Source organism: Thermoactinomyces sp. CICC 10522, assembly GCF_016055075.1.
Taxonomy (GTDB): Bacteria; Bacillota; Bacilli; order Thermoactinomycetales; family Thermoactinomycetaceae; genus Thermoactinomyces_A; species Thermoactinomyces_A daqus.
Genome location: NZ_JAECVY010000010.1, coordinates 47,630 through 60,739, shown reverse-complemented (window position 1 = coordinate 60,739; position 13,110 = coordinate 47,630). Strand labels below are relative to the sequence as shown.

Here is a 13,110-nt window from a genome sequence, read left to right as displayed (position 1 = left end):
TTTTTGATCAGGGGCAACATTAACATTTCATATACATAATATTCAATCCCATTTACCATGATAAACAAACTTGGCAACGAGAAAGATGTGCGAAACCTTTCCGGCCGGTTTTTTCAATCACTTTTTCTATAAATATTGTGCTGATCACAACTAACAACCACCCATACCATAGTTTCAATTTCTTAATATATTACAAAATCCAAAGAAAGGATTATAGCGATGAGAATACTACTCGCTACGTTCTGGGCGGTTCCGCATTTGGGTGGAGTATGGAACTATATGACTCAACTTTAAAACAAGCTTGATTCTCTGAGCCATCAGGTAGATTTACTCGGATATGGGCATGACAATAACTATATTCACATGGTTACCCAAGACCGCAAACTGGCAAAAGAGATGCTTCTGCCTTTGGTTTATTCCAAACTCAACCAACAAAATTCGCTCATTCACAGTCAAAATGAAGTTGTGAGATACACCGAACTTCAACGTTACTGTTATCAGATCGCCGCCTTTCACTTTGGTTTGCAAAACTATGATGTCATCCATACGCAAGATGTGATTTCAACCGGATGCATCAACGGGGCGAAACCAAAAGAAGTCCCTCTTGTAGCCACTCTGCATGGTTCTGTCGCTCATGAGATGAGGTACCAGTTAAAGACCATTCATAAATCTCCCACTTCCCACCTGGCCCGAGAGTACTTTGACAAACTCGAATATATCGGAGCGACGTCCGCCGAATACACGATTGTGTCAAACAATTGGTTAAAACGAATTCTGACCAATGAATTTCTGGTTCCAGAAGGACAGGTAAAAGTGTTTCCCTATGGATACAACACAGAGGATTTCATCAGGCGAATCGGGGAGCCATGCTCGCTTCAGACTCCGGCCAACAAAAAAGTGATTCTTTATACGGGCCGGCTGGTCGAACTGAAAGGAATTCACCATCTGATTTCCGCTCTGGGCCAATTGAAACAGCTGCGGGATGATTGGGTTTGCTGGATTGTCGGGGACGGTGAAAAGAAGGCGGAGTTGCAGGTACAAAGCATGACATCGGGATTGTACAAAGACATTCTCTTTCTCGGGAAACGGGATGACGTCCCCAGTTTGTTGGCTCGTGCAGATCTCTTCGTGTTCCCCTCTCTCTTTGATAACCAGCCGTTGTCCGTGATTGAAGCACAACTCGCCGGAAAGCCCGTGATTGTAACGGATGCAGGCGGATTGCCCGAAATGGTTGAGCATGGAGTTACGAGGATCATAGTTCCGGCGGGAGATACAAATGCTTTGTGCGCGCAAATGAATTTATTGCTGGAAGACGAAGCATACCGAAAGCGACTCGGAACAAACGCAAGAAACTGAGGATTGATTCATTGGGATCAGGATAAAGCGGTTAACAGAGTCTTGACAGTTTACAACAGCGCCATTTCCAATAAGCGTAAACGATGGTGATTCCTGAATTTCAGGAAAATTAGATTTTGGCTTAAGGGGTTGGGAGAATGAAATTGAAAGATTTATATGGGAAGTATGACGCAATTTTTAGTTTGGGCGATCTTTGCCTGGCGGCCCTGCAGCTCAGAAAAAACAATTTACGGCCGTATTCGGGCGTGTTGGATTGGATGGCTTCCCCTTCTTTATCTGATCAACCGCCTTTTGCGGAATCGCTTTATCGGTTTTATGGAGTTGCCCAATTTGAGAATTATCGGGTATTCCACGGGAGTGGATTCGAAAGAACCGCATATCTGCATATCAGATGATGCCTATAACATCGTTTCTTCTCATGATTTTAAAGCAGACAGAAATACGCTCACCCAATTAAACACCTATCCCGAAGTGAAAGAGAAATTGAACCGGCGGATTCAACGATTTTTGGAGAAGACCGCTACCTGTAAGCGAATTCTCTTTGTAAGGACTGAAGGTACATTGCAACAAGCTCAAGAACTTCAAACTGTTTTGTCGGGAATGGTCACCCATGATTTTCGCATTCTCCTGATCAATCATACTGATGTAAACGGCATTGTCGAGAAAAACTGGTCACTGGAAAAAGTTTGTGCATTGGAATTACCCAATAAGGAGATATGGGAAGGAAATGACCATCACTGGCGAACGATTTTATCCGGAATTCAACTTGTCTGAAAAGGAAAGGGGGGGGGAACCAATGTTTCAGGATGCAGTTATTTTGGTGACAGGCGGGACCGGTTCATGCGGAACTGAACTGGTACGCAAACTGTTGGAACTGAAGGCCAAGAAAATCATCGTTTTTTCCAGAAATGAAACGAGCCATGTACAAATGAAAAGAATGATGGAAGATCCCCGACTCAGCTTTTGCATCGGCGACATCCGGGATCGGGAAGCATTGATCAAATCCTGCAAAGGGGTCGATTATGTATTTCATCTGGCAGCACTGAAGCATGTCCCCGTTTGTGAAGAGCAACCGCTCGAGGCCCTGAAAACCAATGTCATCGGTACTCAAAACGTGATTGAGGCAGCGATCATAAACAAAGTGAAAAAGGTAATCAATATTTCGACCGACAAAGCTGCAAATCCGGTCAACTTTTACGGGATGACGAAGGCCATCGCGGAAAAACTGACCGTTTACGCCAATAAAATTTGTTTGCAAACCAAATCCATCAATGTAAGAAGTGGCAATATCCTGGGAACCAACGGGAGTGTCCTTCAGTTATTTAAAGATTAAAATTACTGATAAAAGAATGACCCGATTCTTTTTGCCTCCAAAAGATACCCCTGCTCAAAGCAGCCATCGACGGAAGAGGGGGAGAGATTTTTATTATGAACTCACCCGCATGCAGGATTCTCGACTTGGCCGAAGTCTTGATCGAAGCATCCGGAAAAAAGAATGTCCGGATTGTTGAAATCGGCGCCAGAGCAGGAGAAAAGCTCCATGAAGTTCTGATTTCCGATTATGAAAAAGAGCATACCGTAATCGATCATGAAAACTATATCATCGTTCTTCCGACAATTGATCTTCCGGGGCTGAAGCAGTTTTATTCCCATGCCAAGCCGGCAAAGATGGAAAATTTCAGTTCTACCGATTTTTTGATGACCAAAGAAGAAATTAAGCAAATGCTGGTAGAGAGCGGATTTCTCAAGTAAAGAAGGTGAATGGACGAAAACACTTGTGGCTGCCCGGTCATTTAAATCCGAGCAGCTTTTTTAATTTGGTCAAAAAAGCATGTTACAAAGGGGAAAAACCGTTTTTCATCCGTCTCGGGGTGGTTATTGAGGTGTTAAACCGGTCGATATCCCCAGTCTGTTCCAGGCATTAATCGTGTTGATGGCCATGATCAGAGCGACAAATTCTTTTTCATCAAAATATTTTCGTACTTCTTGATATAGATCATCCGGAACCCCTTGTTCAGAGATCAGAGTAACTGCCTCGGTCAGGGCCAAGGCTGCGCGTTCTTTTTCTGTATAACAGGGGGATTCACGCCAGGCATTCAACATATAAATCCTTTGTTCAGATTCTCCCATTTTTCGAGCGTCTTGCGTGTGCATATTCAAACAGAAAGCGCAGCCATTGATTTGCGAGGCACGGATTTTGATTAGTTCGTAAAGTTTGGGGTCCAATCCACTTTGCTTGACGAATTTCTCCAGTCCATACATGGCAGTGTAAGCTTCAGGACTTACCTCCTGGGCCTTTATTCGCATGGTCATTCTCCTTTCAAAGGATATCGAGGATAGATATTATCTATAATTATATTGAAAAAAATGACATGTTACTGGCCGATTTGAACCACTCCATCGTTTTCTTCTTACTTCTTTCGGGATCTCCGCTTCCAACAAGACCAAATTGATCCGGCAGGGGGCTGAATTCAAGCAGGAAGGAATCCCATTTTCCCGACACAAAATACACTCGCTGGTGATATTTCTGCACTGGAAAATGGGTTTTGATCCTTCGATTGCAACAACGACATCCCAAAAAGAGATGGATTTCGCACTTTTGCCAGCTCAAAACCGCCTTTTGCTCCCGGGATGGAACGGATGATCTCCTCTTTGGCCAGCTTCGTGAAGATTTTGGATCAATAGGATTCAGATACACCTTGATATTTGGCTGATTCCTTGATCCCTTGATCCCGACCGGTTGGTTCGCTGGTGGATTCACAAGACGAACCAAACCATGCAAGGCATATTCTACCCCAACACTGCAATGCATCTCGGGACAACTCCAGTTGCTATTATAGATAACATCTATCTATAATATATCCTTTCATGCCATGACAAACAACATTAATTTGCAATAAAACCTAACTGGCCCTCCCGTTTTGCAATTCCCACTTAAACTGTTGTTCCACCAGCTTTCGGTAAAGCGGATGATCTCTGAGCAGCTGTTCGTGGTTGCCCATCCCTGTCACCCTTCCTTTTTCCAGAACCAAAATCTGGTCGGCATCAACCACAGTGGATAAACGGTGCGCGATGACGAGCGTGGTCCGCCCCTTCATCAGATTTTGCAGTGCTTCCTGAACCACTTTCTCCGAAGTGGAATCCAAAGCCGATGTCGCTTCGTCCAGCATCAGGATTTTGGGATCATGCAGAATCGCCCGGGCAATGGCAATCCGCTGTCGCTGCCCTCCGGATAACATGATCCCCCGTTCGCCTACTTCTGTATCAAACCCGTTGGGCAACTGCCTGATGAACTCATCCGCATAAGCAAGTTCGGCCGCTCTCTCCAGCTCTTCATCCGAAACTTCGCGATCCATCCCATAACAGATATTTTCCCGTATCGTTCCTGCCAAAAGCGGACTTTCCTGGGATACATAACTGATCTCACTGCGCCATTGCCGGAGCCCGAATTCGGAAAGCGGCGTATCGCCGAGGCGGATTGCTCCTTCTGTCGGCTGATAGAACCGCTCCAACAGCGCAAAGAGCGTTGTTTTCCCACTTCCGCTCGGACCGACAATCGCCGTGATCTTGCCGGGATGAATGGTAAAACTCACACCGTGAATAACCGTTTCATGGTCTGGATAAGCAAATTTGACCTGATCAAAATGGATCGGCTGGGACAGATCAATCTTTTTGTTCCCGGAGTTCACTTCTTCCTGCTCATGATCCAAAATTTGCATCAACCGTTCGGTGGCCCCCATCGCTTTTTGCACACTGGTAACAAAGCGGGTCATCATGGTGAGCGGCATGATGATTTGGAACAAATACAGAATAAAGGCGACCAGGTCTCCCGCACTCAAAGCACCAGATGCAACGCGATATCCCCCATAACCGATGATCACGACGAGCATGAACATCATCACAAAGGACATCATCGGCTGCAGGACCGCCGTCCATTTTGCCTCTTTCAGGCTGACTTGAAACAGATGATCAATTTTTTGTTCTCCGTTTTTCTTTTCCACCTGCTCAGCCACATACGCTTTAACCAGGCGAATTTCCGAAACAACCTGTGTGAGCAGGCTGGTGAAACTGGCCATCTCCCCTTGCAAACTCTTGGAAATCGAATACATTTTCCTCCCGATCGGCCGCATAATGAAAAAAATGATCGGGACAGAAGTAAGCATGACCAGCGTCATTGACCAATCCAGATAGAGCAAAACCACTAATGAGCCGATCAGAGAGATGACTCCGGTAAAAATCGAAACCAACTCCACACTGATTAAATTTTTGATCACGGCTGTGTCGTTATTGATGCGGCTCACTGTTTCCCCGGACTGATGATGATCAAAATAGGAAACAGGAAGTACCAAAGTTTTATTCCACAGGCGTTTACGCAGATTGGCGACCACTTTTTCCCCGAGGAAAGCCAGAAAATAGGTGGAAAAACCGGCTGAAGCCGCCTGAATGATAAAAGATCCGAGCAGAAGCAGGATCGTTTTCAGATCCAATGATTTGACTGTCATCACATCAATGATATTTTTGGTGAACCATGGCACGACCAGGCTGGCAATGGTTGAAACCAGACTCAATCCCAAGATAAGAACGACTAAAAATTTGGGTAATGCGCGTAGATCGACCAAATCGATAAACTGCTTTAATGTTACTTTCACAGCGGGTCTTGTTTGTTCCATCCATAAACCTCCAAACTAGATTTCATAACCGCAAGGAATCGTGACGATCATTTTTGTTCCCTCACCGAGTCTGCTCTCGACCTCGATTTTTCCGCCGTGCATATCGATGATTTTTTTCACAATGGCCAGACCGAGACCGCTGCCCCCGACGGAACGATTCCGGGATTTGTCAGCTTTATAAAACCGATCAAATATATGCGCCTGGTCTTCCTCGGCAATGCCGATTCCCGTGTCAGCGAGGATCACCTCGGCAAATTTTCCTTTTTGCCGCAATTGAATCTTGATACAACCACCTTCCGGAGTGAATTTAATACTGTTGCTGATCAGATTCACCCACAGTTGATTCATCAAATCTTCATCCGCCACGATGCGGAGCTCATCAAGGGATATATCCATCTCCATTGACTTTTCTTCCCATTGCGGTTCCAATGAGAGAATGACCTGCCTCAGTTGCTTGTCCAAACGATATGGTTTGGGATCAAACGGATGATTTGCTGACTCCAGCGAGGTCAGTTTGAGCAAGTTCTCGCTTAATTTGGATAACCGGGTGCTTTCCTTTTCAATAATTTTGAGATAACGCCAGCGTGCTTCCGGACTGAGCTGATCGTTTTGCAGGGCATTGGCAAAGCCGCGGATTGAAGTGAGCGGGGATTGAATTTCGTGCGAGACATTGGAAATGAACTCTTGCCTCATCTGTTCCATCCGGTTGAGTTCCTCTGCCATATGGTTAATGCTGTCAAAGATCTTCCCAAACGGATGATTTTGTTCCGTCAGTTTTTGTGCATTCAGTTTGACTCGGAAGTTGCCTTTGGCGATCTGCCGCAAAGCGTCGGTCATCGTGTTTAATACGTCAGATCGCTTCGAATTTTTAGTCCTGCCAATCAAAAATACGGTCAATCCGAAAATCAAAAAGGCAAGCGTTTCACTCAGAATGTATCGGATGAAGTCACCGGGCTGCGGGATAAAACCAAAGAGACCGAAAGTGATTGCATAAGCGACGGATGAACATAAGAGGATCAGCATCCATACTTTCGCGATATTAGAGACGATTCGCCGCCTGCTCATGAACCATCCTCCAACCGATAGCCCAATCCCCGAACCGTCCGGATTCTGAACAAAGATTCTTCTTCGGGAAACCGTTCCCGCAGCCGCTTGATATGAACATCAACGGTTCGCTCATCGCCCATGAAATCGTATCCCCAGATTTCTTCGATCAGCTGATCTCTGGAAAACGTTTTTCCCGGATAACTGGCCAGCTTAAAAAGGAGTTCGAATTCTTTCAAGGGAAGAACCATACTGCGGCCATCCATAACCACTTCATAAGTTTTGCGATTAAGAAGCATTTTCCCAACCTGGACGGTTTGTGAGATATTAATTTGATACCGTCTGAGGAGCGCCTTTACTCTTACCACCAATTCAAGCGGTTCAAACGGCTTTACCAGATAATCATCCGTTCCCAACTCAAACCCTTTTACCTTTTGCGATGTTTCCCCTTTGGCGGTAAGCATCAGCAAAGGAATATCATAATGCTCTCTCAGTTCCCTGCACAATTCCCATCCATCCATGTTTGGCATCATGACATCCAGAATCACCAAGTCTACTTTTACGGATTCCAGCAGTTTGAGCGCTTCGCACCCGTCCGCTGCTTCATAAAGGGAAAAACCCTCATTACTTAAAAAAAGTTTAATCAGTTCCCGAATGTGAGGATCATCATCCACGATTAAAATTTTGATCATCCTTAATCCATCACCTTCTTGGTTTTGCTGGACACTAAGAGGATATATCAAGTTTATGAACTCAATATGAATGGACTTGAGGAGAAGTTTTCTGATATTGCTTTGATTCGATTTGTGAAGCAAACAAATTTGCGGTTATTTTCATGTTTGGCAAATTGACTTAATCAAGGCGAGAACCCTTGCTTGCTCAAATAGATTTGGTCGTTTGAGAATACTTTTTTCAGCCTGTCATATACGATGCGATATGCTGAAGGATCATACCATTCTTCCAAACCCAATTCTTTGTACACTGAAAAAATCCCCAATTTCCCGGTTCGCTTCCCTCCGCTGCCGTCTCCCATGAAATAATCATCCACACAGACACGATCGACCAATCGCAACTTTTCCGGAAACTCCTCGCTGCTGGGCAACACCGGAGCAATTGTCGCCTGGGTCGGTACGCCTGCATCGGATAAAAGACGCAGCGTCTTTAACCTGGCGCTGATCGGCGGGGCATCGGGCGTAAAATGTTTACGCATATCTTCCCTGTCTGTTTCAATGGTCATGCTGATTCGGACTCTGTCTTTTAAAAGAAGAAATAAATCAATATCTCTGCGTACCAAAGGGCTCCTGGTCTGCACAAACAAAAAATCCGGTTTATTTTCCACCATTACTTCCAACAAGGATCTCGTTACTCTCTCCTTGTACTCGATCGGCTGATAAGGGTCTGTGCTGGATGACATAAAAATGGTCACTTTTCCTTGTTTCTTGGCCCTCTTAAGCTCTTTGTGCAGTAAGTCTGCAGCATTTTTCTTGATGTCCACCCAGCTTCCCCATTCCTCTTTACGGAACAACGAAACAGGCATTTGACGCACATAACAGTAGGAACAGCCAAATGCACAACCAGTATACGGATTGAGAGAATAACTATAATCCGAAAGAAACCCTGTTCCTTTATTCAAAAGCCTTTTTGGGTATTTGTAAAAAAAATCACTCTTCATACCGAATCCTCCATATAACGGAAACAGCGTTTATTTGTATACACTCACACTCATGCGTTCCCGCGGATTGATGATCACCTCTACACAGTATAACCCGGATCACGGCCGAAAGGGTCCGATCTTTACTTCTGAAGCTATATCAGGACAGCTTCGATGCGACCTTATTCTTCGCCCTTTCGGACTTCACTCCCCATTGCGCTTCGGGCCAATTCCTCATTCACAAAAAGCATGATTCCTTTTTTGGTATGTAGACAGCCTGATTTATCACCTTCAAGAATAGGTTCCGATAATGTAAGATTATCGGAACCTATTTTATGTAAGGTGCTGCACAGGACAGAAGGGAAAATTCATCCGCCGTCTTCGAAATCAGAAAATACACTCTTAAAGCAAACCAAATGATCTGAACTGGAGAACATTGCGCTCAATCGAAAACAAATATCACGATCCAATAAAAAAACCGCCCGAGCAGGCGGTATTGTTATCCAAAAGCCTCAATGTAGCGAAAAAGCATCTGAAAGGAACCACCGCTACAGAGCATTCCCCTGTCCGCTTCAACCAATAAGAGCTTTGACGGAATCGGGGCAATTCTCACGGTCGGGCTGTTGAACAGTCCATTCCTCATCCAAATTAAAAATACTCCATGTCAGGCATTTAAAAGATAACGGATGAATAATCCGGCGATTACTCCGACCACAACAGAAGGAAGAAACATTTTAAACATCTTCATTGCCACGAAAGTAATAAAACAGGCGACCAGAACCGGAAGAGAAATGACGATCCGCCCATCCGTCGGCACGAAGATTTGTTTGATGATCAGGGCCGAAATAATTCCGACAGGAACATAATGAAAATATGAACGCAAAGCAGGACTCATCTTTCGCCCGGCCATCAATTCGAGCCCGATGATGCGCGAAAGATAAGTGGAAGCCGCCAGCAAACCGATTAAAAGCCAGTTTCTAATCATGCCGGAACCTCCTCTTCACATAAAGACCGATAAGCGGTGATAAAACGCCCGTCAGGATGAGTGTAAAATTGTTACCGGGAAAAAAATATTCAAGCACAACGGCAATGACAGCCGCGGAGAGTGCCGTTGCAATGACCGGATTTTCCTTGAGACCGGGGATGAGAAGAGCCATAAAGGTGACCGGAAATGCCAGGTCCAATCCCCATTGCTGCGGATCCATCCGGTTTCCGATCAAAGCCCCGCTGAGCGAAGAAATGATCCAAGCCAAATACAAAGTGCCTGTCACAATCGCATAATACAACGGGTCAGGTCCGTATCTTTTAAACCTGGCGCTCCCTAAAACAAACGGTTCATCTGTAACTCCAAATGATAATAACCATCTCCACTTCCCGGCAGGCGCAATTCCCTGGGCCAAGGCGGCACCATAGAGCAAATTGCGCAGATTTAACAAAACGGTGGTAAAAAGAATATTGGTCAGATTTGCATCCGCCGCCAACATTGCCACGGTAACCATTTGGACAGACCCGGAAAAAACCAGCAGGGACATTCCCACGGTCTCCGCCAAACCGAATTTGGCTTGTGAAGCGAGTACACCATAAGATAAACCGTAGGCGGCAATGGCGATTGCTAATGGCAAAGCTTCAATCAAACCGGATCTTACGCTCTTTTTTTCATCCACTTTGCACACATCCCTTTCTCTTTTTTAAGGATGTAAACGAAAAACCAAAAGTATATTATAATTAACTTATAGTTTATTATAATATATAAAAGGATAAAATACCTTGTTTTTTAATCAAAGGAGGAAAAAATGGACATCGAAAGTCCGTGGGAAGAAGGATCCGTGGGAAAGCGCATCGGCGCAAATCTGCGGCAATTACGAATCAACAGGGGGATTAGCCTGGAAGCTTTGGCCAAGCAAATCAATGTCAGCAAATTAACATTGATCAAAATCGAACGCGGCGAAGGGAACCCTACCCTGTCCGTCATCTGGAAAATCGCAAACGGCCTGAATATCCCGATTACCGCGCTGTTGTCGATTGAAGCGGATGTCTCCATCGCCCGCAAAAAGGACGGACTGAAGCTGAGCAGCTCAAACGAGGTGTTTGTCGCTGAACCATTGTTTTCTTCTTATGGCTCGTTTGAACTTTATCGGGGTTACTTGCAGCCGGGAGGGGAATATCTGTCGGAAGCGCACCGGCCAGGGGTGATGGAATTTGTAACCGTTATGTCCGGCCGGTTAACGGTCGAAGTGGACCGGGAAACTTACTGCTTGGATGAGTACGATTCCATTCGTTTTAAAGGAGATCGTCCCCATAAATATATCAATCCATCCTCTGCGTTGACGATCCTTCACTTTGTCATTTCCTATACTCATCCCTAGAGGAACGAAGAGGCTTTCGCTCTTTGCCAACAGCCTCCATCCCTTCATTCGGGAGATCTGAAACGGTTTTTCCCTCGTCTATTTCTTGGCGGACAGAGGGAAACCATCATCTCCCTTCCTTTTTGCTCATCAACAGGAACGGTTTATGCATTGTTTTGCGTATACGTAGTTGGTTTGTATAACAAACCAATTTGTATAAAAAATCAATTTCCTTCTCTTGAATAATCACCTATGACATTGTGATCCATCTCCCCCTCCTTGCGAAAGGATGTATTTCTCATACTTACTCATTTTGCTTCTTTTCTATCTTTGCTCGTATAAAATTCGCTATAATGATTTTGTAGGTGATTCATGTGAAAACAATCGAATACTTTTTGGAATTACGTCTACAACTCAAAGATATTAAAGAATATCAATCGTTCTATATGAGCATCAGCGAATTGGCAGATTTGCTTTATTGCACCCCGCGCAATGCAAAGCGATTGTTAAAAAGCATGGAGAATGAAGGACTCATCTATTGGAAACCGGGCGGAGGACGGGGAAATCGGTCCAAACTGCAATTCAGGCGATCCTTAAACGATATTTTGCCTTTCTATGTTCAATGTTTGGTTGGACAGGGAAAATTCAAAGAGGCGATCCGCTGGATCAAAAGCGAAGGGGTTCCCCGCGAAGCCCGCGAGCAATGTTATCGGTTGTTGTTGAAGGAGTTAAGTTTTCCTCATATTCAGGTCAATGAATTAAACCAACTGAAAAAAAATCCGTCTCAATCATTCACCCCGACCATGATTGCCACCACAACCGGCAGATGGCTGCTGATCGATCGTGAACATTCACATAAGGGAAAATCGCAGAAAATGAAATTGAAATAGCTTCATAACAGATCCCCTCCTTCCGGGATGAACCGTACAGGAGGGGATCTGGTTATTTTGCCACGTCTTCTTTTCCTTTAACAAGAGGAGCGATCCGGTCGATGCGATTAGTCCAAATCCATCCATTATAGTCCGGCGGGATTCGCTTTAAATCCCCTGCCGTATCAAATCCTCGGGAGAAATCTCCGCTCCCCGCGACAAGGATCACCCGGGTTCCGGCCTGATCCATCCGGTCGAGAAAACGGGTGGGCCATCCCCACAACAACGGGGCAAACTTCTCCGGGATATGCAATTCCGTCTTTTCGCACGCTTCCGGTACCACCCCTGTCCAGCCGATCGCCAAATAGCGCAAAAGGCATCCCTTTTCCGTCGCCTTGGACATAACCCGCATATCGGGCAGCTTTTTCTTGAGCGCTGCGATCGGTTCGTCACCACCATATACCGCCAACTGCTCACGTCTTTCAACCGGCAGTTTGGCCAGGTGGTCGGCCAGCTGAATCCCCTCTGTCGGGTCATTGCTTTTCACATCGATCAAAAACATCCGGTTCGGAAATGCCTCCAACACTTCCTCGAGCGATGGCATAAGACCAACGCCTTTGCCCCGGAATGGGTAGGTTTTGCCACCGTCAGCCGTGTAGCCGTATCCGATATCCAGGGACTTCAACTCTTTCATCGTATGGTCGCGGGTCACCCCGGTTCCGTTGGTGCGACAGTCAAGGGTCCAGTCGTGAAAGATGGCAAACTGACCATCCTTCGTCGGTTGCACGTCAAATTCAACCATATCGGCTCCCTTGTTAAAAGCGGCCCGCATCGAAGCTATCGTGTTTTCCAGATAGGGATGTTCCAGCGGGTAAATGCGCTGTGCGGTACAAGTGTCATTTGTCAGTCCGGTCATGTTAAAAGTTTGGGCCAACCCCCGGTGCGCAAGAAGATGCGGCTGCCCGGCGGGCGCTTTTGCAAACAGCGAGCTGTTGTTAACATAAATGAAAATGAGAATCGCGAAGCAGATCCAAAAACTTTTTCGTTTCAGCACTTTTTTAGCAAATTTCCCTAACCTGTTAGATCCTCTCATATTCCCCTCCACTATCCGATAAGAGCGATTCAACATCGATTGTATCAGGGAATCACGTTTAAAAAAGGTTCCTTTTCCTTCG

Annotated in this window: 11 protein-coding genes and 2 pseudogenes; 5 read left to right on the top strand and 8 right to left on the bottom strand. The window is 45.5% G+C overall.

Annotated elements, in window-relative coordinates; genetic code table 11:
* Positions 1-363 precede the first annotated feature (363 nt).
* The 3 genes and pseudogenes from I8U18_RS13290 (at position 364) to I8U18_RS13280 (ending at position 3,108) form a co-directional block, all read left to right on the top strand.
* The gene (locus I8U18_RS13290; protein ID WP_370589394.1) at positions 364-1,356 is read left to right on the top strand and encodes a glycosyltransferase family 4 protein; all 993 of its coding nucleotides are present in this window, start codon (positions 364-366) and stop codon (positions 1,354-1,356) included.
* A 137-nt stretch (positions 1,357-1,493) separates the two neighbouring features.
* Positions 1,494-2,130: pseudogene (locus I8U18_RS13285) on the top strand (DUF1796 family putative cysteine peptidase).
* A gap of 22 nt (positions 2,131-2,152) precedes the next feature.
* Positions 2,153-3,108, top strand: a pseudogene (locus I8U18_RS13280) (polysaccharide biosynthesis protein).
* Between the two features lie 123 nt (positions 3,109-3,231).
* Here the strand turns inward: I8U18_RS13280 and I8U18_RS13275 are convergent.
* From I8U18_RS13275 to I8U18_RS13240, 7 genes are all read right to left on the bottom strand, one after another.
* Positions 3,232-3,669, bottom strand: coding sequence for a carboxymuconolactone decarboxylase family protein (locus tag I8U18_RS13275; protein ID WP_198056397.1), 438 nt, complete (start codon positions 3,667-3,669; stop codon positions 3,232-3,234).
* 590 nt (positions 3,670-4,259) lie between these two features.
* Positions 4,260-6,026, bottom strand: a complete 1,767-nt coding sequence (locus I8U18_RS13265) for an ABC transporter ATP-binding protein (protein ID WP_198059445.1) — start codon at positions 6,024-6,026, stop codon at positions 4,260-4,262.
* Between the two features lie 15 nt (positions 6,027-6,041).
* Positions 6,042-7,091 carry a sensor histidine kinase gene (locus I8U18_RS13260; RefSeq protein ID WP_198064824.1) on the bottom strand — a complete coding sequence of 350 codons (1,050 nt, stop codon included), beginning with the start codon at positions 7,089-7,091 and terminating at the stop codon, positions 6,042-6,044.
* Positions 7,088-7,762, bottom strand: a complete 675-nt coding sequence (locus tag I8U18_RS13255) for a response regulator transcription factor (RefSeq protein WP_198064823.1) — start codon at positions 7,760-7,762, stop codon at positions 7,088-7,090. Before I8U18_RS13255 ends, I8U18_RS13260 begins: the two co-directional genes overlap by 4 nt.
* A gap of 164 nt (positions 7,763-7,926) precedes the next feature.
* Positions 7,927-8,742: an SPL family radical SAM protein gene (locus tag I8U18_RS13250; RefSeq protein WP_033102269.1), complete on the bottom strand. Its 816-nt coding sequence runs from the start codon at positions 8,740-8,742 to the stop codon at positions 7,927-7,929.
* 643 nt (positions 8,743-9,385) lie between these two features.
* Complete coding sequence (locus I8U18_RS13245) at positions 9,386-9,706, bottom strand: AzlD domain-containing protein (protein WP_198064822.1); 321 nt, start codon at positions 9,704-9,706, stop codon at positions 9,386-9,388.
* Complete coding sequence (locus I8U18_RS13240; protein ID WP_198056394.1) at positions 9,699-10,385, bottom strand: AzlC family ABC transporter permease; 687 nt, start codon at positions 10,383-10,385, stop codon at positions 9,699-9,701. The genes I8U18_RS13245 and I8U18_RS13240 overlap by 8 nt, the downstream gene beginning before the upstream one ends.
* 129 nt (positions 10,386-10,514) lie before the next feature.
* On the opposite strand from I8U18_RS13240, the gene I8U18_RS13235 reads away from it, so the two are divergent.
* Complete coding sequence (locus I8U18_RS13235; protein WP_181735456.1) at positions 10,515-11,087, top strand: helix-turn-helix domain-containing protein; 573 nt, start codon at positions 10,515-10,517, stop codon at positions 11,085-11,087.
* A 353-nt stretch (positions 11,088-11,440) separates the two neighbouring features.
* Positions 11,441-11,956, top strand: coding sequence for an SgrR family transcriptional regulator (locus I8U18_RS13230; protein ID WP_033102271.1), 516 nt, complete (start codon positions 11,441-11,443; stop codon positions 11,954-11,956).
* A 52-nt stretch (positions 11,957-12,008) separates the two neighbouring features.
* On the opposite strand, the gene I8U18_RS13225 is transcribed toward I8U18_RS13230, so the two are convergent.
* Entirely contained in the window at positions 12,009-13,028 is a 1,020-nt protein-coding gene (locus I8U18_RS13225; RefSeq protein WP_033102272.1) for a glycerophosphodiester phosphodiesterase family protein, read from the bottom strand.
* Positions 13,029-13,110 lie beyond the last annotated feature (82 nt).